We start from the raw sequence: 20,093 nt of genomic DNA on the forward strand, positions 1-20,093 counted from the left end.
TCCGATTCACCGATGGAGAGACGCCGAGTGAAGATCGCGACCTTCAACATCAACGGCATTCGTCCGCGGCTCGACGCGTTGCTGAAATGGCTCGAACGCGAATCGCCCGATATCGTCTGCCTGCAGGAATTGAAAGCGACGGACGCGCAGTTTCCCGCCGATGCGATCGCGAATGCGGGCTATGGCGCGCTGTGGCACGGGCAGCAATCGTGGAACGGCGTGGCGATTCTCGCGAAGGATGCCGAGCCGGTGCTGAGCCGGCGCGGCCTTCCCGGTTACGAGGACGATACGCACAGCCGTTATATCGAGGCGGCCGTGGGCGGCTTGCTCATCGGTTGTCTCTATCTTCCGAACGGCAATCCGCAGCCCGGCCCGAAGTTCGATTACAAGCTCGAGTGGTTCGCGCGTTTCAATGCGCATGCGAAGAAGTTGCTCGCGAGCGGTCATCCCGTCGTGCTCGCGGGCGACTACAACGTTGTGCCCACCGACGAGGATATCTACAACACGCGCTCGTGGCTCAAGGACGCGCTGCTGCAGCCCGAGAGCCGCGCGTCCTATGCGGATCTGCTCGCGCAGGGCTGGACGGACGCGTTGCGCAAGCAGTTTCCCGATGAGCGCATCTATACGTTCTGGGATTACTTCCGCAATCACTGGCAGACGAATTCGGGCCTGCGCATCGATCACATTCTGCTCAGCAAGGATCTCGCGAAGAATCTGGAGAGCGCGGGCGTCGATAAATGGGTGCGCGGCGAGCCGCATGCGAGCGATCACGCGCCGACGTGGGTGATCCTGAAGCCCGGGCGCGCCCGCAAGAAAACGGCTTAGGCTTGCAGTGTGTCGCGTGTCGGTTGCAGCGAGCGGAGGAACTGCATCACGTGGTCGCGGCCGCCCATCGCCCAGGCATTGAGATGATCGGCGTCTTCGATGAGCGCGAGATGCTTGTCGCCGCGCGCGGCGTCGAAAAGGCACTGGAACTGCGCGGGCGGGATCACGCCGTCTTTCGTGCCGCCGTAGATCAGCAGCGGTGCATCGATCGATGCGATTTTTGCAAGGCTTTCGTAGCGGTCGCGCGCGAGCAGGCGCACGGGAAAGAGCCGGAAGCGCTGCGCCGCGACATCGACGATGCTCGTGAACGGTGCTTCGAGCATCAACGCATTGATCCTCGCTTCGCTCGCCAATTGCACGGCGACGCCCGAGCCGAGCGAATAGCCGTGCAGCACGATATTCGACGAGCGCGCGGACGCATAGGCGTAGGCGGCGCGCGCATCGGCATAGAGGCCGGCTTCGCGCGGTCTGCCGGGATTGCCGCCGTAGCCGCGGTATTCGGCGAGCAGCACGCCGTAGCCCGCTTCGATCATCTCCAGTGCGATATGGCCGCGTTGCGTGAGGTCTTCGCCATTGCCGTGAAAGAGGATGATGGTCGGCGCGGATTCATCGGGCGGTGCCTTGTAGCGCACGGTCAGGTCGAGGCCGTCTTCGGTTCTGATGCCGACCGCTTCCGTGCGTTCTTCCAGTTCGGCGCTCTTGAAGGCTTCGATCTGCTCCAGTGGATAGACGAGTCTTCCTTGCAGCCAGTACAGGCCCGCCAGCGCGACGGCGTATATCGATGCGATGACGGCGAGGAGGATCCAGAGGACTTCGCGCATGGGTGTCGGGGGCGGCGTCGGGTTCCTCGTATGTTAGTGGGTTTGCGCGTATCGGTTTCGTGCGCCACCGCAGCAAACGCCCTCACTCCCTCGCGTCTCCATCTCCATGACGCAAGCTCAAGGGCATTTCCGCCGCGATTTCCTTCTCGATCTCTTCCGAATCCCGCCCGCGATTGAACAGCGCATTGAGCAGAATCGCGAACACCGCGGCCAGCGTGATCCCGCTGTGCGTGAGCGGCCCGGCCCAGGCCGGCATGTGCGCGAAGAAGGTCGGCGCGGCGAGCGGAATCACGCCCACCCCCAGACTGATCGCGATGATCAGCAGGTTGTTCTTGCTGTCGAAGTCGACCTTGCTCAGGATCTTCACGCCGGTTGCCGCGACCATGCCGAACATCGCGATGCCCGCGCCGCCGAGCACGACCACCGGTATCGAAGCAATCAAGTTGGAAAGCTTCGGCAACAGCCCGAGCAGGATCAGGATCACGCCCGACACCGCGACCACCCAGCGGCTTTTCACGCCCGTAATCCCCACGAGCCCGATGTTCTGCGAGAACGACGAATGCGGAAACGTATTGAAGATCCCGCCGATCACGGTGCCGAGACCGTCGGTGCGCAGGCCGCGCGTCGCATCGACGCGGGAAACGGGCCGCATCGCGAGATCGCCGAGCGCGAGAAACATGCCGAGCGATTCCACCATGATGACGACCATCACGAGACACAGCGATGCGATCGCCGCGATATCGAAGGTCGGCATGCCGAACGCGAACGGCCGCACCGGCGCGAACCACGCGGCCTGACCCACGCCCGCGAAATCGACGAAGCCGAGCGGCAAGGCGATCACGAAGCCGATCGCCATGCCGAGCAACACCGAAATGTTCGCGATGAAGCCTTTCAGATACTTGTTGATGAGCAGAATCGCGAACAGCACGATGGCCGCGATCATCAGATTGCGCGGCTCGCCGAAATTCGGTGCGCCGCGCCCGCCGCCCGCCCAGTTGATCGCCACCGGAAACAGCGTCATGCCGATCGTCAAAATGATCGTGCCCGTGACGATCGGCGGAAAGAAGCGCATCAGCCGCCCGAAGAACGGCGCGATCAGCACCGCGAACACGCCCGCCGCGATCGTCGCGCCGAAGATCGTCGGCAGGCCCGCGCCGGACGACGCCATCGCGACCATCGGCCCGACCGGCGCGAAGCTCACGCCCATGATCACCGGCAGCCGGATGCCGAACTTCCATACGCCGATGCACTGCACCAGCGTGACGAACCCGCATGCGAAAAGGTCCGAGCTGATCAGGAACGCCACCTGATCCTTCGGCAGCTTCAACGCCGCGCCGATGATGAGCGGCACCGCGATCGCGCCCGCATACATGACGAGCACGTGCTGAATGCCGACTGCAAGCATCTGACCGATGGGCAGCACTTCGTCGACGGGATGAATCGTTTGGGCCATGTGCGCTCCGGCGTTCGAATGACGTTTGAGTCGGTCGCCCGAGTATTGCATCGCCCGATAGCCGAAAAAATATTCCAGCCGCTATACATGGGATCGGCGGCGCGCGTGTGTCATCAGGATAATTGACCGGGTTTTGTCCAGCGCGCGTAGCACGACCGGCAGCTATTGCCGATGTTCGTGCCCGTGCCCGACGCGAGCCGAAATAAACCTCGAATCCCTTGCGCAACAAGGCTTGCCGGACTGTCGAATTTCGAGATGACGTGCTACATTCCGAGCGCCTTGCGTCGCCTTGTTTGCGTTTTTTTCTTGTGGCGACGCAGCAAACCAGTATCCGGGCTCGGCGCCCAATAACATCAATTGCACAGGGATCTCGGCATGGAAATGGTCGGCGGAATGCGGCTTTCGCAGTTGTTCACCACCAACCAGGATCAATTGCTCGCGGAGTGGTTCCCGCAGCAGCACGCCATCGCGTCGCGGCGCGGGCTCGTCGGCGAAGCGGAATTGCGCACTCAGTTCACGCAGTTCGTCGCGCTTCTGGTGACGGCGCTCGGCACATCGGAGCGCGTCGATTTCAAGGCGCCCGAGTGGCAGGAAGTGCGCGCGTTTCTTGCGGAAATGTCGTCGCAGCGCGCGCGTCAGGGCTTCACGCCCGCCGAGACCGCGATGTTCGTGTTCTCGCTCAAGCAGCCGCTCTTCACGCGCTTGCGCGAGATGCTCCGCAACGATGCCGGCACGCTCGCCGACCTCACCTGGATGATCAGCACGCTCTTCGACGAGCTCGGCCTCTTCACGACGGAAGTCTTCCAGGCGAGCCGCGAGCAGGTCATCGTGCGCCAGCAGCAGGAACTGCTCGAACTCTCGACGCCGGTCGTCCAGTTGTGGGACGGCATTCTCGCGCTGCCGCTCATCGGCACGCTCGATTCCGCGCGTACGCAGGTCGTGATGGAAAACCTGCTGCAGAAGATCGTCGAGACGGGCGCGGCCATTGCGATCATCGACATCACCGGCGTGCCGACCGTCGACACGCTCGTCGCGCAGCACTTGCTGAAGACCGTCGCCGCGGCGCGTCTGATGGGCGCGGACTGCATCATCAGCGGCATTCGTCCGCAGATCGCGCAGACGATCGTGCATCTCGGCGTGAACCTCTCGAACGTCACGACCAAGGCGACGCTCGCGTCCGCTTTCGTCGTCGCGCTGCAGCGCACGGGCAAGTCGGTGACGGCGGCGCTCGCGCCGGACGCATCGCGCGGCAGCCGTGCGAGCGACGGCTTCGATTCGATGCAAGCGGAATGACGCGCCATCTCGCCATGCGAGGCGCGCATCGAACGCAACGCGACTGAACGGGGTTTCAAGCGATGGAACGCATTCCGATTCTCACGATGGGCAAGCTCCTGCTCGTCACCATTCAGGTCGACATGCACGACCGGCTCGCGCTCGCGCTGCAGGACGATCTGACGAGCCGCATCGTGAAGGACGGCGCGCGCGGCGTGCTGATCGACATTTCTTCGCTCGACGTGGTCGATTCGTTCATCGGACGCATGATCGGCAACACGGCCGCGATGGCGCGCGTGCTCGATGCCGAGACGGTCGTCGTCGGCATGCAGCCTTCGGTCGCGATCACGCTGGTCGAGCTCGGCCTCACGCTTTCGGGCGTGCGCACCGCGCTCAACGTCGAAAAAGGCATGGCGCTCCTCGCGCGGAGCGGCACGGGCTGACGGCCGCGTGCGAACGATCCCATGACGATCTTCAACTCCACAGCCGCGCCGACGTCCGCATCGCCGCCCGACACGCTGCCGATCCGATCCGACGAGCAGATCGTGCGGCTGCGCCAGTTCGTGCGCGAGAAGGCGGTCGCGCAGGGCCTGTCGCTCATCGATCAGACGAAGTTCGTGACGGCGGCGAGCGAGCTGGCACGCAACACGCTCATCTACGGTGGCGGCGGCGACGTGCATTGCTACGTCGTCGAGCGCAACGGCCGCCGCGGGCTCAGGCTCGAATTCGTCGACAATGGTCCGGGCATTGCCGATATCCCGCGCGCGCTCTCCGATGGCTTCACGTCGGGCAGCGGTCTCGGGCTCGGTCTCGGCGGCGCGAAACGCCTGTGCGACGAGTTCGACATCCGCTCGGCGCCCGGTGAAGGCACGCACGTTTCGATCACCAAATGGAAACCGTTCTGAAGGAATCGATGGCCGCGCAGCAACGCTACGAGATCGCCGAGGCGAGCCAGATCGCCTATGCGCGGCGCTCGATCGGCGAACTCGCGCGCGGGCTCGGTTTTAATGAGACGGCCGCGGGCGAGCTCGCGATCGTCGTCACCGAATGCGGCACGAATCTGCTGAAGCACGCCGGGCGCGGCGAGTTGCTCGTGCGCCCGCTCGTCGATGGCGGCGCCGGCGCGGCTCCGCGCTACGGCATCGAAGTGTTGTGCATCGATAACGGGCCGGGCATTCACGATCTGCATCGCTGTTTCGAGGACGGCTACACGACGGCGGGCAGTCCCGGCAACGGCATGGGCGCGATCGAGCGTCTCTCCGACGAGCTCGACATCTGGAGCGCGCCGGCACACGGCACGGTGTTGCGCGTCGTGTTCTGGAACGCGCCGGGCGCGGCGAACGCACCCGCGCCCCAGTTGACGTACGGCGTCGTGAACCTGCCGCTGCAAACCGAAACCGTTTCCGGCGATGCGTGGTCCGTTCACGCGCATGACGACGAATTCACCGTGCTCGTCGCCGATGGCCTCGGTCACGGCCCGCTCGCCAATGTCGCGGCGATCGAGGCCGCGAAGACGCTCGCCGCGCACGGCGGGTTCTCCCTCGATCGGATCATGGATGCCGCCAACGACGCGCTGCGCCCGACGCGCGGCGCGGCGGTCGGCATCGCGCGCATGCCGGCGTTCGCGTCGACGGCCGGCATGCCGGTCACGTTCGCGGGCATCGGCAACATCTCCGCGAGCGTGTGGACCGAAACGACGCACAAGCATCTGGTGTCGCATAGCGGCATCGTCGGGCATGCGACGCGGCGCGCGCAGATCTTCGACGTGCCGTACGCGCCGGGCGCGCTCGTCGTGCTGCATTCCGACGGGCTCACGTCGCGCTGGGATCTCGCGCGCTATCCGGGTCTCGCGATGCGGCATCCGGCGCTCGTCGCGGCGGTGCTGTATCGCGACTTCTCCCGCGGCCGCGACGACATCACCGTGTTCGTCGCCCGCGCGGCCGGAGACGCATGATGACGCTCCCGCTCTTCGCGATGCGGATCGACGACGAGCGCGATATCGTCGCGGCCCGCGTGAAGGCGCGCGACGCGAGCGCGGCGCTCGGCTTCTCGCCGCAGGACCAGACGCGCATCGCCACGTCCGTGCTCGAAGCGGCGCGCACGGTGCTGATCGCGGGGAAGGCGGCGCGCGCGGAATTTCTCGTCGATAGCGCCGTGCGGCCGCCGCGCTTCGTCGTGCGTTTCCTGACGGGCGCCGGCGCGGGCGAGCGTCTGCGCGCGATGCGCAACGACGACTCGCAAACCGCGCTCGGCTTGCTCGCGGCGCAGCGTCTGATGGATCAATGCGTGATCGCCGAGGAAGCGGACGGCGTCACGTCCATTTCCCTCGCGAAGACGCTGCCCGAAGGCGTGCCGTGCGATCTGCAGACAGTGAGGAACGTGCTCGCGCGTCAGTCGAGCGAAGACACGGTCGTGGAACTGCAACGCCAGAATCGCGAATTGATCGCGGCGCTCGCCGATCTGCGCGAGCGTCAGGAAGAGCTCACGCGTCTCACGCGCGAACTCGAGGACACCAATCGCGGCGTCGTCGCGCTCTATGCGGAACTCGATGCGCGCGCGGATCATCTGCGTCGCGCGGACGAATCCAAGTCGCGCTTTCTGTCGAACATGAGCCACGAGTTCCGCACGCCGCTCTCGTCGATCCGTGCGCTCTCGAAGCTCTTGCTGGAGCGCATCGACGGCGATCTGACGGAAGAGCAGGAAAAGCAGGTGCGCTTCATCCGCAAGGCGGCGGAAGACTTGTCGGAGACGGTCGACGATCTGCTCGATCTCGCGAAGATCGAAGCCGGCAAGATCGAAGTGCGTCCCGCGGAATTCGAGGTCGATACCTTGTTCTCGGCGCTGCGCGGCATGTTGCGGCCGCTGTCGCCGGGCGGCGCGGTGGAACTCGTGTTCGAATCCTGCGAAGGCCTGCCGCCCATTTGCACCGATGAGGCGAAGGTCGCGCAGGTGCTGCGCAACTTCGTGTCGAACGCGCTCAAGTTCACCGAGCGCGGCGAAGTGCGGGTCGCGGCGAGCTACGACGACGCGCGCCGGCTCATCACGTTTTCCGTCAGCGATACGGGCATCGGCATCGCGCCCGAGCATCAGCAGGTCGTGTTCGAGGAATTCGGGCAGGTCGAAAACCGGCTTCAGCAATATGTGAAGGGCACGGGCCTCGGTCTGCCGCTGTGCCGCAAGCTGTGCAAGCTGCTGGGCGGCGACGTGTCGCTCGCGAGCGAAGTCGCGCGCGGCTCGACCTTCAGCGCGACGATTCCCGCGTACTACGGCGCCGATTTCGACGCGGCGCATCACGCCGCGAGCGACACGCGGCCCGCCGTGCTGATCGTCGCGAGCAATCCGATCGAGCGGCTCGACTGCGAGTCCGCGCTGCGCGATTCGCCGTATCGCGCGATGAGCGCCGCGACGCTCGACGAAGCTGGGCGCCTGCTCGCGCACACGCAGCCCGCGGCGCTTCTGCTCGCGGTGCGGCCCGCGCCGTCGGAAGCGTGGATCTGGCTCGCCGCCCTGCGCGCGCAGGCCGCGACGCGCAGCATTCCGATCGTCGTGCTGGGCGAGCACGACGATCGCACTGAAGCGCAGGCGCTGGGCGCGGACGCGTTCATCGGCAAGCCGGTGGGCGGCGGCGAACTGCCGGGCGCGCTCGACGCGGTGACGGGCAAGGGGCGACCATCATGAGAAGCGACTGGAACGAGGTGCTGATCCTCAACGTCGACGACAACGACGGCGCGCGCTATGCGAAAACGCGCATCCTGTCGCGCGCGGGCTTCAACGTGATCGAAGCGGCGACGGGCACGGCCGCGCTGGAACGCGTGCGCGGGCAAGCGCCCGATCTCGTGCTGCTCGACGTGAAGCTGCCCGACATCAACGGGCTCGAAGTGTGCCGTCAGATCAAGGCGTCCGCGGAGACATCGGGCACGCTCGTGCTGCAGACATCCGCGGCGGCCGTGCATAGCCTCGATCGCATTCGCGGTCTCGAAGGCGGCGCGGATAGTTATCTGACCGAGCCCGTGGAGCCCGCGGAACTGATCGCGCACGTGCGCGCCCTGTTGCGTGCGCGGCTCGCGGAGAATGCGCTGCGCGAGAGCGAGGAGCGCTTTCGCCAGCTCGCCGAGAATATCGACGACGTGTTCTGGATGCTCGATCCCGCATCCGGCGAACTGCTTTACGTGAGTCCCGCCTACGCGCATCTCTTCGACACGGGCGGCGGCGCGCCCGCGCCCGTTCCCGGACCCGATCACTGGTCCGGCGACATTCTGCCGCTCGACCGCGATCATGTCGCCGATGCGTATCGGCAGCTGCTCGCCAACGGCACGCCGTATCAGGTCGAATATCGCATCGTGCGCGCGAGCGGCGGCCCGCGCTGGGTGGCCGAGCGTGCGTTTCCGGTGCGCGGCGCGGCGGGTCATCCGGCAAAGCCTTATCGCGTCGCGGGCATCGTCAACGACATCTCCGAGCGCAAGGCCGCCGAGTTGCTGTTGCGCGAAGCGGACCGCCGCAAGGACGAATTTCTCGCGATGCTCGCGCATGAACTGCGCAATCCGCTCGCGCCGATCCGCAACGCGGTGGACCTGCTCGACCCCGATCGCGAGCCGTCCGTGCAGCACTTCGCGACGGTGCGCGCGATCATCGACAGACAAGTGCGGCATCTGAGCCGGCTCGTCGACGATCTGCTCGACGTCGCGCGCATCACGCAGGGCAAGATCACGTTGCGCCAGGAAACCGTCGAACTCGCGACGGCGATCGCGGCAGCCATCGAAACCGTGCAGCCCGCGCTCGAAAGAAAGCGCCATACGCTGACGGTGAAGCTGCCGGATGCGCCGCTTCATATCGTCGGCGACAGCGTGCGGCTCGCGCAGGTGTTCGGCAATCTGTTGTCGAACGCGTCGAAGTACAGTCTCGAAGAGGGCGAGATTTCCATCGAGACGGAGCAGTTCGGCGACGAGGTGCGCGTCACCGTGCGCGACATGGGCATCGGCATCGCGCCGGACATGTTGCCGCATATCTTCGATCTCTTCGTTCAATCGGAGACCTCGCTGGAACGGTCGGAGGGCGGGCTCGGCATCGGCCTGCCGCTCGCGAAGACGCTCGTCGAGCTGCAGGGCGGACGCATCGAAGCGTTTTCCGCGGGGCCGCAGGCGGGCAGCGAGTTCGTCGTCTGGCTGCCTCTCGCGAAGGATGCGCGGGTGGCCGCGCAAGGCGTTCCGCTAGCGCCCGCGAACGTGAGCGCCGGCAGGCGCGTGCTGCTCGTCGATGACAGCGTGGACGCCGCCACCGCGATGGCGCTCCTGCTCGAAGCGGACGGCTTCGATGTGCGCACGGCGCACGACGCCAACGAAGCGCTCGCGCTCTCCGATACCTTCATGCCGCAGATCGTGCTGCTCGATATCGGCTTGCCGGGCATGGACGGCTATCGCCTCGCAAGCGAGATGCGCGCGCGTCCCGCCACCGCCGATGCGTTGCTGATCGCGGTGACGGGATACGGGCAGGCGCACGATCGTCAGCGATCGAAGGAAGCGGGCTTCGATCATCATCTCGTGAAGCCGGTGGCGTTCGAGGAGATTCAGCGGGCGCTGTCGGGTCGCTTCGAATAACTGGCCTTCGCGTTTTCACCTAGCAATTCAAGGTTGACTCACACGCCCACGCGTCCGACACTTTAGCTATTCAAGTGTGATCACAGGTCACATCATTCGAAAGCATCGCAGCAGCCGAACGAAAGAACGGAGGCACAGAGTGGCGACACGCTCGACGACGGACTTACCCGCGCTCGAATTAATTGCGCGCGAAACGATGGCCGGGCGCGTCTACGCGCAGTTGCGGCAAGCGATCATGACGGGCCGTTTCGCGCCCGGACAATTGCTCAGTCTGCGCAGCGTCGCGGAGGCGGTCGGCTCTTCGACGATGCCGGTGCGCGCGGCGCTCACGCGCTTGCAGGCGGAGGGCGCGTTGATCGACGGTCCCGGCCGCGCGCTGATGGTCCCGCCGATGACGCTCGACTTGCTCGAGGAACTGCGCGACGTGCGCATCGCGCTGGAAGGCGCGGTCGCGAAGCGCGCGGCGTCGCGCATGACGCGCGCGCATCTCGAAGCGCTGCAATCGATCTTCGACACGATGGACGCGCATGTCGAAGCGGGCGACGTGCCCGCGTATCTGCGCAGCAACTTCGAATTCCACATTGCCATCTACACGCACGGTGCGAGCGATCTCACGCTCGCGACGATCCAGAATCTCTGGATGCGCATCGGCCCGTTTCTGAATCTCGTCGCGCCGGACATTCCGCATATGCGACGTTCGATGGCGGCGCACCGTCATATCGTCGAAGCGCTGTGGCGTGGCGACGGCGAAGGTGCGCGCGCCGGCATCGAGGAAGACATCGGCGATGCGGCCGCCGATCTGCAAGAGCGTCTGCTAAGCGGCGAGCCGAGCAACGAAGCAAGCGCCTGAGCTTCATGACAACAACGGAGACGAGCATGACGGTTCTTCAGATGCTGAAACCGCACGCGGGATTGCGCGTGCTCATCACGGGCGGCGCATCGGGCATCGGTCTCGTGATCGCGCGCGCGTTCACCGATGCGGGCGCGCGCGTGCATGTCTGCGACGCGAGCCCCGAAGCCATAGATGCATTGGCGCAGGCCGAAGCGTGCGCGGAGTGCAATGCGATCACCTCGACGCTCGCGGACGTGTCGGACAAGGACGCCGTCGAGCGCGTGTTCGCCGATGTGCAGCGCGAATTCGGCGGACTTGACGTGCTCGTGAACAACGCGGGCATCGCGGGTCCGACGGGCGGCATCGACGAGCTCGACGTGAACGAGTGGGAGCAAACCATCGACGTCAATCTGAACGCGCAGTTCTACTTCGCGCGCCGCGCGGTGCCGCTCTTGCGTGACGCGCATGGCGGCGGAACGATCATCGCGCTGTCGTCGGTGGCGGGGCGGCTCGGCTATGCGTTTCGCACGCCCTATGCCGCGACGAAGTGGGCCGTCGTCGGCATGACCAAGAGTCTCGCGATCGAACTGGGCCCGTCCAATATCCGCGTCAATGCGATTCAGCCGGGCATCGTGAAAGGGCCGCGCATCGAGCGCGTGATCGCCGCGCGCGCGAAGCAGATGAACCTCTCGTACGAAGAGATGGAGAAGCAGTATCTCGCGAAGATTTCGCTGCGACGCATGACCACGCCCGAGGAAATCGCGGCCACTGCGCTTTTCCTGTGCTCGCCCGCGGGCAGCGGCATCTCGGGACAGGCGATCTCGGTCTGCGGCAACGTGGAAGTCCTTTAAAACAACGAGGATCACATGGCAACGAAACGCAAGGTCATCATCACGTGCGCGCCGACGGGTGCGATTCATACGCCTTCGATGTCGCCGTATCTTCCCGTGACGCCGCAACAGATCGGCGATGCGGCGCTCGCGGCCGCACGAGAAGGCGCCGCGATCCTGCATCTGCATGCGCGCGATCCGGACGACGGTCACCCGACGCAGGATCCCGCCGTGTTTCAGGAATTCCTGCCGCGCATCAAGGCCGAGACCGATGCCGTCATCAACATCACGACGGGCGGCAGTCCGCACATGACCGTGGCCGAACGATTGAAGCCCGCGCATCACTTCAGGCCGGAAGTCGCATCGCTGAACATGGGCTCGATGAACTTCGGCCTGTATCCGATGCTCGAGCGCTTCAAGGAATTCAAGCACGAGTGGGAACGCAAGCATCTGGAGAACAGCCGCGATCTCGTGTTCAAGAACACCTTCGCGGATATCGAATACATCCTGACCTCGTGCGGCGCGAACGGCACGCGCTTCGAGTACGAGTGCTACGACATCTCGCATCTGTATAACCTCGCGCATTTCGTCGATCGCGGGCTGGCGAAACCGCCGTTCTTCGTGCAGAGCGTGTTCGGCCTGCTCGGCGGCATCGGGCCGCATCCCGAAGATCTCGCGCATATGAAGCGCACGGCGGACCGTCTGTTCGGCCGCGACTACGTGTGGTCGATTCTCGGCGCGGGGCGCAATCAGATTCCGCTCGGCTCGATGGGCGTCGCGCAGGGATCCAACGTGCGTGTCGGCCTCGAAGACTCGCTGTGGATCGAACCGGGCAAGCTCGCCGAATCGAGCGCGGCGCAGGTGCGCAAGATCCGGCAGGTGATCGAAGGACTGTCGCTGGATATCGCAACGCCTGCCGAAGCGCGCGAAATGCTCGCGCTCAAGGGCGCGAGCGACACCAACTTCTGACGACGGAGGGCATCGTGAGCGCCAGGCTGAAAGTAGTCGCGATGCCGACGGGTTGGCTCACCGTCGATCGCTCGTCGCAGGTGTATGGCCGCTACTTCGGCCAGCAGATGAAGGTGCCGGTATGGTCGACGGCGATCGTCGGCGCGCAGAAGAAGATCGTCGTCGATACGGGCATACACGATCCGGCATGGGTATCGAATTTCGTGTGTCCGTGCGATCAGGCGCCCGAAGAGAAGCTCGAACGCGCGTTGAAGGAGTATGTCGGCTGGAGCGCGGACGAGGTCGATATCGTGATCAACACGCATCTGCATTACGACCATTCCGGTGGCAACACGCTGTTCAAGAACGCGCGCTTCATCGTGCAGGCCGCCGAATGGGAATACGCGGGTCATCCGCTGCCCACGCAGGCGACGTACTACCAGGAGTTTCTGATCGGCCGCGAGCCGCTCGCGTATTTTCGCTGGCAGTTCGTGAACGGCGTGACCGATATCGTGCCCGGCGTGCGCGTCGTGCCGACGCCGGGTCATACGCCGGGGCATCAGTCCGTTGCGGTCGATACCGAAGAAGGCGTCGTGCTGATCGCGGGCGACTGCGCGAACTGCATGGAGAACATCGTCGATCTCGTGCCCGTGGGCATCGTGCATGAAACGCTCGCGGAGATCGGCTCGTTGTCGCGTATCCGCCAGATCGCGGATTTCGTCATACCCGGACACGATCCGAACGTCGTGCCCGGCAGCGCGGGCATCGCTCTGCCCGCGAGCGCCCGTTTGCCGCACGTCCGAAGTTAGAGGCGCTCGCTTCGCTTCATAACCATACGAAGACCGGAGGAAGACATGAAAGCATTGACGCAGTCGATTCGTCATGCAGGACGGGCCGCGCTCGGCCTCGCGTTCGCGGCGGCGCTCGCCGTCTCGGGCCAGGCGCACGCGGCCGGCAAGTACAAGATTTTCCTGTCGATGAGCTATGTCGGCAACGACTGGCAGACCGAAGCCGCGAACATGGTCAAGGCGATGGCCAATACGCCGGGCCTGAAAGACAAGGTCGATCTCGAAGTGCAGGTCGCGGGCACCGACGCGCAAAAGCAGATCCAGCAGATCAACTCGATGGTGCAGGCGGGCGCGAAAGCGATCGTCATCTATCCGATCTCGCCGACAGCGCTCAATCGCGCGATCAAGAACGCCTGCTCGAAGGGCGTGGTCGTCGCGGCATACGACGGCGAAGTGACCGAGCCGTGCGCGCACAACGTGACCATCGATCAGCATCAGGCCGGCACGGTCACCGCCGAATGGCTCGCGAAGACCATCAACGGCAAGGGCAATGTCGTGATGATCACGGGCGTGCCCGGCACGTCCGTCGACCGCGCGCGCACCGAGGCGGCGAAGGCCGTGTTCGCGAAGTATCCGGGCATCAAGATCGTCGCGGAAGGCACGGGCATGTGGAGCCAGGCGACCGCGAAGACCGAGCTCTCGAAGATTCTCGCGACGAACAGCTGGGACAAGATCGACGGCCTGTGGATGCAGGTGGGCTGCTTCACGGCAGCGTCGATGCAGCTCGAAGCGGGCATCGCCGACGACAAGATCAAGCCGTGCGCGGGTGAATCGTCGAACGGGCATCGCGTGCAGATGCTGCCGCCGGGCGAAGTGAAGGGGCAGGGCGCGTATCGTTCGATCGGCTATCGCTCGATCTCCTACGGCGCGCCGCCGTACTCCGGCGCGATGGCGCTCAAGATGGCCGTGAAGAAGCTCGATGGCGGCGACTTCCCGGCGCGCGTGACGCTCAAGCTGCCGCTCGTGCTGACCTCGGAATCGAAGCTTTGCAAGACCGGCGGCATCGACGAGCTGAAGGCGGGCTGCACGGCGTTCCCGCCCGACAAGGTGCCGCCGGGCTGGTTCGCGGACATCTACTCGGAAGACACGAAGGAAGTGGGCTTCAACGCGGCGCTCACGGGCAATCAGGACTGAGATCAGGATCGAGGCATGACGATGAACGACCCATCACTGGCGATCGATCTTTCGAAGGTGACGAAGCGCTTCGGCGCGACCGTCGCGCTCGATGGCGCGTCGTTCTCGGTGAAACGCGGCGCGGTGCATGCGCTGCTCGGCGAGAACGGCGCGGGCAAGTCCACCACCGTCAAGTTGCTGTCGGGATTGATGCAGCCCGATGCGGGCAGCATCCGCGTGATGGGCAGCGACGTGACGATGAGAAGCCCGAAGGACGCGCATCGGGCGGGCGTCCAGACGGCGTTTCAGGAGATGACGCTGGTGCGCGATCTCACGGTCGCGCAGAACCTGTTGATGTCGTATGAGCCGACGGGATTTCTCGGACGCATCAGGAAGCGCGACGCGCAGCGCCAGGCGGCGGAGTGGCTCGACAGGCTGGAGCTTACCGACGTGCGCCCGGGCGCGTATATCCGCGATCTCTCCCTGCCCGTGCGACAGAAGATCGAGATTGCGAAGGCGATCGTGCGCGCGCCTGACGTGCTGCTGCTCGATGAACCGACGTCGGCCTTGTCGGGCCGCGATGTCGCGTGGCTTTCGAGGCGCATCGACGAACTGAAGGCGAACGGCGTGACCTTCGTGTTCATCTCGCATCGCATGCAGGAGGTGCGCGAGTTCTGCGACAGCCTGACGGTGTATCGCAACGGGCGCGACGTCGGCGCATTCGATGCGACTGATATATCGGATGACGAAGTAATTCGGCTCGTGATCGGCCGCTCGATGGAGGCGAAGTATCCGCCGAAGGTCGCGGCGGTGCAAAGCGATGCGACGCCGGCGATCGAGACGCGCAACGTTCGCGTCGACGGCGTCGTGAGCGACTTCGATCTGACCGTTAAGCCAGGCGAAGTGCATGGCATCGCGGCGCTGCAGGGCATGGGGCAACGCGAGCTGTTCGAGGCGCTTTTTGGCGCGACGTATATCGACGATGGCGAGATCCGCATCGATGGCAGGCCCGTCACGTTGACATCGACGGCGGACTCGTTGAAGGCCGGCGTATCGACGAGCTTTCTGCCCGAGGATCGCAAGACCGAAGGCCTGTTCCTGCGTTTGCCGGGCGGCGAGAACGTGTCGCTGCCGGTGATCGGCCGCTATTCGCGCTTCGGCCTCATCGATCGAAAGCGCGAGCAGGCGGCGATCCGGCGCTCGCTCGCGCAGATGGAAGTGAACCCGCGCGCGCTCTACAAGCCGTGCCTGTCGTTCTCGGGCGGCAATCAGCAGAAGATCGCGATGGCCAAGTGGCTGCTCACGCAAAGCCGCGTGTGGCTCATGTTCGATCCGACACGCGGCATCGACGTCGGCACCAAGCATCAGATCTTCGTGCTGATGCGCGCGTTCGCGGCGGCGGGCGGGTCCGTGCTGTTCTATTCGACCGACGTGCCCGAGCTCGTCAACGTGTGCGACCGCGTTTCGGTGATGTATCGCGGACGCAATGCCGGCGAGCTGACCGGCGATGCGCTGACCGAAGAAAACGTGATGCGCAAGATGCTTTCCAGTTGAGAGGTTGCTCATGAAGATAGCCGTTGCGTCGCCCGACAGCGAGGTCGTGCGGCCGGGTGCGCGCGTGGGACTCGGCGCGCGCATCGATCATCATCGCGGGCTCATCATCGCGATCGGCGCGTTGCTTGCGATGCTCGCCGGATGGGTCGCGCTGTCCGCGACGCCCGTCGGGCTCTACGACATCGGATCCGTCATATCCAGTGCGACCACCCTCGCGCTCGCGGCGATCGGGCAGACCATCGTCGTGTTGTCCGGTGGCTTCGATTTGTCGGCGTCGGCGGTCGTGTCGCTCGCGAATGTGCTCGCGGTGCGCTTCGTGCAGGGATCGCCCGTCGAGCAATGGGCCGGCGCCGCGCTGATTCTCGCGATCGGCGGCGGCATCGGCCTCGTGAACGGCGCGCTGATCGCATGGTTTCGCTTGCAATCGATCGTCGTTACGCTCGCGACGATGTTCATGGTGCAGGGCCTTACGCTTCTGATCCAGAACAAGCCGGGCGGAAGCGTCGGCGACCAGTTCGGCGCGTTGCTCACGGCCGATCTCATCCCCGACAAGATGCCGATGTCGGCCGCGCTGCTGATCGTCGCGTTGCTGATCTGGTCGTTCATCAAGCGCACTCGCTTCGGCGTGGGGCTCTACGCGCTCGGCAGCGATCCCGACGGCGCGTATGCGAACGGCATGCCGGTCACGCGCTATCGCATCGCGACTTATGCGCTCGCCGGGATGTTCTACGCGGCGGCGGGGCTGTATGTCTCCGCGCAGACGGGCTCGGCCGATCCGCTCGTCGGCCGTCCGCTGCTGCTCTCGATGTTCACGGCGGTGGTGCTCGGCGGCACGCTGCTCGGCGGCGGACGTGGCGGCTGCGTTGGCACCGTGTTCGCGGCGATGACGCTCATGATCACCGTGAACATCCTGCTCGTGCTGAATGTATCGGCGTTCTTCACGACGATCGCCGAAGCGGTGATTCTGATTCTCGCGGTGCTCGGTTCGTCGATCGGCAAGCAATCGGCGGCGCACGAATGCGCGCGTCATGCGGCGCAGTGGCTGAAAGCGGTGCGAACGGGCACGCGCGCGCGCGACGACCGACAGGCCCGGCGCGTGACCTTCGAAGTCGACGATTATCGGCCCGTCGAGAACACGGAGTTGAAGGGACGCCCGATCGCCGACTGGATCGAACGTAATCGCGAATGGGTCAAGTATGTCGTGCCGGCTTATCTCCTGTTCTTCGCGGTGGTCGTCATCACGGGCGTCGTCTATGGCCCGGGCGTGCTCGTCAGCGCTAACTTCTATAGCAGCCTGCTCACGCTGACCTTGTTTCTCGCGATCCTCGGACTGGGTCAGGGCGCGGTGATCCTGACCGGCGGACTCGACCTGTCGATGCCCTGGCTCATCACGCTGTCCGGCGTGCTGTTGACCGGGCTCACGCACGGCATGAACGGCGCGGCCGCGTGGGCGGTGCCGCTGGTGTTGCTGGTCGGCTTGCTCGTCGGCGTGTTCAACGGCGTGGGCGTCGTGATGCTCGGCTTGCCGCCGATCGTCGTCACGCTGGCGGCGAACGGCTTGCTGCAAGGTCTGACGCTGATCTATTGCAATGGCTCGCCTCAGGGCTGGTCGCCCTCGACGATCAGCGAATTCACCAACGGACGCATCGGGCCGCTATCGCTCGCGGCGTGGAGCGTGCCGGTGTTTCTCGTGTTCGCATTGTTGCTGCTGCATCGCACGCCGTTCGGCAGGCGCGTGTACGCGGTCGGCAATTCGCCGGTCGCGGCGAAGCTCTCGGGCGTGCGGGTCGGCACGACGCTGATCGCCGTGTACTGCCTCTCGGGTCTTTGCTCGGCGGTCGTCGGCCTGTTGCTGGCCGGATTCAGCTCGCAGGCGTTTCTCGGCATGGGCGATCCGTATCTGCTGCCGTCGATCGCAGTGGTCGTCGTCGGCGGCGCACTGATCACCGGCGGGCGCGGGCACTATCTCGGTGTGTTCGGCGGCGCGCTGCTGCTCACGGCGCTCGGGACCTTGCTTGCCGGAACCACCGTGCCGCCCGCGGTGCGCGACATCATCAACGGGCTCGTCGTGCTGGCGGCGGTCATCACGTTGCGAGACAAGAAGGGCTAATTCAACTCGAATGAGGACCAGACACGGATGCAAGCAAAAAACATTGCGGTGATCGGTTCGGGGCGCATCGGCCGCGCGTGGGCGATCGTGTTCGCGAAGAGCGGCTTCGACGTGAAGATCCACGATGCATCGAAGGAGATGCTGTCCGGCGCGATTCCCGCGATGCGCGAAAGCGTGCGGGATCTGGCGTCATTCGATCTGATCGACGAATCCGTCGATACGATCGTGGCTCGCATCAGCGCGTGCGAAAGCCTCGCCGATGCCGTCGCCGACGCGGATCTCGTGCAGGAGAACATCGCGGAAGTGGTGGAAGCGAAGCGCGCGCTGTTCATCGAACTGGATCGGCTCACGAAGCCCGATGCCTTGCTCGCGAGTTCGACCTCGGGCTTGCCGGCATCGACGTTCACGGAAGGCATCGAAGGCCGCGCGCGCTGTCTGGTCGCGCATCCGGTGAATCCGCCCTCGCTCGTGCCGCTCGTCGAATTGTGCGGCGCGCCGTGGACCTCACCGGACACGATGGCACGCGCCCGCGCCATCTATGAAAAGGCGGAACAAAAGCCCGTGACGGTCAATCGCGAGATATCGGGCTTTCTGCTCAACCGGCTGCAAGGCGCGCTGCTCGACGAAGCGCTGAGTCTTTACGAACAAGGCTATGCGAGCGCCGCCGATCTCGACACGGTGATGCGCGACGGGCTCGCGATGCGCTGGTCTTTCATGGGGCCGTTCGAAACGATCGACCTGAATGCGCCCGGCGGCGTGGCCGATTACGCGGCGCGCTACGCCGGCACGTATCGAAGCATTGCGGCGAGCCGCAAGCCGTTCGACTGGTCGGCGGAAACGCTCGGCAAGCTCGATGCCGAACGCCGCGCCGCGCTGCCGCGCGACCAGATCGAGGCACGCAGCCGCTGGCGCGATCGCCGTTTGATGGCGCTGCTCGCGCACCGGCGCGATGTCGACAATGGCGAAGCCTGACCAAAAGGAGACGACGATGGCCGAAGTACGCTTGCTGGTCGATGCGAACAATCATCTCGGCGAAGGACCATTGTGGGACGTGAAGGAGGACCGGCTGTACTGGATCGACAGCACGGCGGCGGAAATCTATAGCTGCCGCGCGGACGGCAGCGACGTGAAGCGCTATTTCGTGCCGCGTCACATCGGCTCGATGGCATTGCGCGAACAAGGCGGCGCGGTGGTCGCGCTCGCGAACGGGCTGCATTTCTACGACTTCGACGCGCAGACGGTGCAGTTCATCGCCGATCCCGAAAGCGACGATCCCGAGACGCGTTTCAACGACGGCAAGGTGGATCGCCGTGGCCGCTTCGTCGCGGGCACCATGTCCTACGACTTCGATCGTTACGACGCCGATCGCGGCCAGCGCTCGACGCGCAGCGGCGGGCTTTATCGTCTCGATACGAACGGCAAGGTCACGCGGCTCGACAGCGGCATCAGTTGTTCGAACGGCCCGTGCTGGAGCCCGGACAACAAGACGTTTTACTTCACCGACACCTACAGCAAGGAGATGTACGCATACGACTACGACATCGAAACAGGCGCGGCGACGAACAAGCGGCTGTTCGCTTCCGCGCACGACATGGCGGGCACGTTCGACGGCGCAACCGTCGACGAGGAAGGCTATGTCTGGTCGGCGCTCGTGTTCGGCGGGCGCATTCTGCGCTTCGCGCCCGATGGCAAGCTCGATCGCGTCGTGCCGTTTCCGGTGCGCAATCTGACGAGCGTGATGTTCGGCGGCCCGAATCTCGACATCCTGTACGTGTCGACGATGGGCCGTCCGATGTGGGGCATTCCGCAGAAGGAGCGCGACAAGGGCGGATTGTTCGCGGTGACCGGACTCGGCGTGCGTGGCCTTCCCGAACCGCGCTTCGCCGGTTGATG

The 20,093-nt window shown here is 65.0% G+C and carries 18 protein-coding genes; 16 read left to right on the plus strand and 2 right to left on the minus strand.

Features of this window, described 5'->3' with window-relative positions; genetic code table 11:
* Nucleotides 1-12: 12 nt before the first annotated feature.
* Nucleotides 13-825 (plus strand): exodeoxyribonuclease III, encoded by an 813-nt coding sequence (locus tag U4Y90_RS27440; RefSeq protein WP_321799336.1) that lies wholly within the window; start codon nucleotides 13-15, stop codon nucleotides 823-825.
* On the opposite strand, the gene U4Y90_RS27445 is transcribed toward U4Y90_RS27440, so the two are convergent.
* Together U4Y90_RS27445 and U4Y90_RS27450 are read right to left on the minus strand one after the other, a co-directional pair.
* Nucleotides 822-1,646, minus strand: a complete 825-nt coding sequence (locus U4Y90_RS27445; RefSeq protein ID WP_321799338.1) for an alpha/beta hydrolase — start codon at nucleotides 1,644-1,646, stop codon at nucleotides 822-824. The genes U4Y90_RS27440 and U4Y90_RS27445 overlap by 4 nt on opposite strands.
* Before the next feature lie 82 nt (nucleotides 1,647-1,728).
* Nucleotides 1,729-3,099 carry a nucleobase:cation symporter-2 family protein gene (locus tag U4Y90_RS27450; protein ID WP_321799340.1) on the minus strand — a complete coding sequence of 457 codons (1,371 nt, stop codon included), beginning with the start codon at nucleotides 3,097-3,099 and terminating at the stop codon, nucleotides 1,729-1,731.
* 375 nt (nucleotides 3,100-3,474) lie between these two features.
* Between U4Y90_RS27450 and U4Y90_RS27455 the strand changes: the two genes are divergently transcribed.
* The 15 genes from U4Y90_RS27455 to U4Y90_RS27525 all read left to right on the plus strand — a co-directional run bounded on the left by U4Y90_RS27455 (nucleotide 3,475) and on the right by U4Y90_RS27525 (nucleotide 20,091).
* Nucleotides 3,475-4,392 (plus strand): STAS domain-containing protein, encoded by a 918-nt coding sequence (locus U4Y90_RS27455; RefSeq protein ID WP_321799342.1) that lies wholly within the window; start codon nucleotides 3,475-3,477, stop codon nucleotides 4,390-4,392.
* A gap of 62 nt (nucleotides 4,393-4,454) precedes the next feature.
* Complete coding sequence (locus U4Y90_RS27460) at nucleotides 4,455-4,814, plus strand: STAS domain-containing protein (RefSeq protein ID WP_321799344.1); 360 nt, start codon at nucleotides 4,455-4,457, stop codon at nucleotides 4,812-4,814.
* Between the two features lie 21 nt (nucleotides 4,815-4,835).
* On the plus strand, nucleotides 4,836-5,276 hold the full coding sequence (locus U4Y90_RS27465) for an anti-sigma regulatory factor (RefSeq protein ID WP_321799345.1): 441 nt from the start codon (nucleotides 4,836-4,838) through the stop codon (nucleotides 5,274-5,276).
* Nucleotides 5,261-6,325: an ATP-binding SpoIIE family protein phosphatase gene (locus tag U4Y90_RS27470; RefSeq protein WP_321799347.1), complete on the plus strand. Its 1,065-nt coding sequence runs from the start codon at nucleotides 5,261-5,263 to the stop codon at nucleotides 6,323-6,325. The genes U4Y90_RS27465 and U4Y90_RS27470 overlap by 16 nt, the downstream gene beginning before the upstream one ends.
* Nucleotides 6,322-8,049 carry an ATP-binding protein gene (locus U4Y90_RS27475; RefSeq protein ID WP_321799349.1) on the plus strand — a complete coding sequence of 576 codons (1,728 nt, stop codon included), beginning with the start codon at nucleotides 6,322-6,324 and terminating at the stop codon, nucleotides 8,047-8,049. The genes U4Y90_RS27470 and U4Y90_RS27475 overlap by 4 nt, the downstream gene beginning before the upstream one ends.
* On the plus strand, nucleotides 8,046-9,965 hold the full coding sequence (locus U4Y90_RS27480) for a response regulator (RefSeq protein ID WP_321799351.1): 1,920 nt from the start codon (nucleotides 8,046-8,048) through the stop codon (nucleotides 9,963-9,965). Before U4Y90_RS27475 ends, U4Y90_RS27480 begins: the two co-directional genes overlap by 4 nt.
* 196 nt (nucleotides 9,966-10,161) lie before the next feature.
* Entirely contained in the window at nucleotides 10,162-10,815 is a 654-nt protein-coding gene (locus tag U4Y90_RS27485; RefSeq protein WP_321799379.1) for a GntR family transcriptional regulator, read from the plus strand.
* Between the two features lie 26 nt (nucleotides 10,816-10,841).
* Nucleotides 10,842-11,648: an SDR family oxidoreductase gene (locus U4Y90_RS27490; RefSeq protein ID WP_321799352.1), complete on the plus strand. Its 807-nt coding sequence runs from the start codon at nucleotides 10,842-10,844 to the stop codon at nucleotides 11,646-11,648.
* A 15-nt stretch (nucleotides 11,649-11,663) separates the two neighbouring features.
* A complete protein-coding gene (locus tag U4Y90_RS27495) occupies nucleotides 11,664-12,596 on the plus strand; it encodes a 3-keto-5-aminohexanoate cleavage protein (protein ID WP_321799353.1) in 933 nt (310 codons plus the stop codon).
* Between the two features lie 14 nt (nucleotides 12,597-12,610).
* Entirely contained in the window at nucleotides 12,611-13,384 is a 774-nt protein-coding gene (locus U4Y90_RS27500) for an N-acyl homoserine lactonase family protein (protein WP_321799354.1), read from the plus strand.
* A 45-nt stretch (nucleotides 13,385-13,429) separates the two neighbouring features.
* Nucleotides 13,430-14,557, plus strand: a complete 1,128-nt coding sequence (locus U4Y90_RS27505; RefSeq protein WP_321799355.1) for a sugar ABC transporter substrate-binding protein — start codon at nucleotides 13,430-13,432, stop codon at nucleotides 14,555-14,557.
* A 21-nt stretch (nucleotides 14,558-14,578) separates the two neighbouring features.
* On the plus strand, nucleotides 14,579-16,090 hold the full coding sequence (locus U4Y90_RS27510) for a sugar ABC transporter ATP-binding protein (protein ID WP_321799357.1): 1,512 nt from the start codon (nucleotides 14,579-14,581) through the stop codon (nucleotides 16,088-16,090).
* Nucleotides 16,091-16,100: 10 nt separating this feature from the next.
* Nucleotides 16,101-18,200 (plus strand): ABC transporter permease, encoded by a 2,100-nt coding sequence (locus tag U4Y90_RS27515; RefSeq protein ID WP_321799358.1) that lies wholly within the window; start codon nucleotides 16,101-16,103, stop codon nucleotides 18,198-18,200.
* A gap of 27 nt (nucleotides 18,201-18,227) precedes the next feature.
* Nucleotides 18,228-19,172, plus strand: coding sequence for a 3-hydroxyacyl-CoA dehydrogenase (locus U4Y90_RS27520; protein WP_321799360.1), 945 nt, complete (start codon nucleotides 18,228-18,230; stop codon nucleotides 19,170-19,172).
* Nucleotides 19,173-19,188: 16 nt separating this feature from the next.
* Nucleotides 19,189-20,091 carry an SMP-30/gluconolactonase/LRE family protein gene (locus U4Y90_RS27525; protein ID WP_321799361.1) on the plus strand — a complete coding sequence of 301 codons (903 nt, stop codon included), beginning with the start codon at nucleotides 19,189-19,191 and terminating at the stop codon, nucleotides 20,089-20,091.
* Nucleotides 20,092-20,093 lie beyond the last annotated feature (2 nt).

The organism is Caballeronia sp. J97, from assembly GCF_905220305.1.
Taxonomy (GTDB): domain Bacteria; phylum Pseudomonadota; class Gammaproteobacteria; order Burkholderiales; family Burkholderiaceae; genus Caballeronia.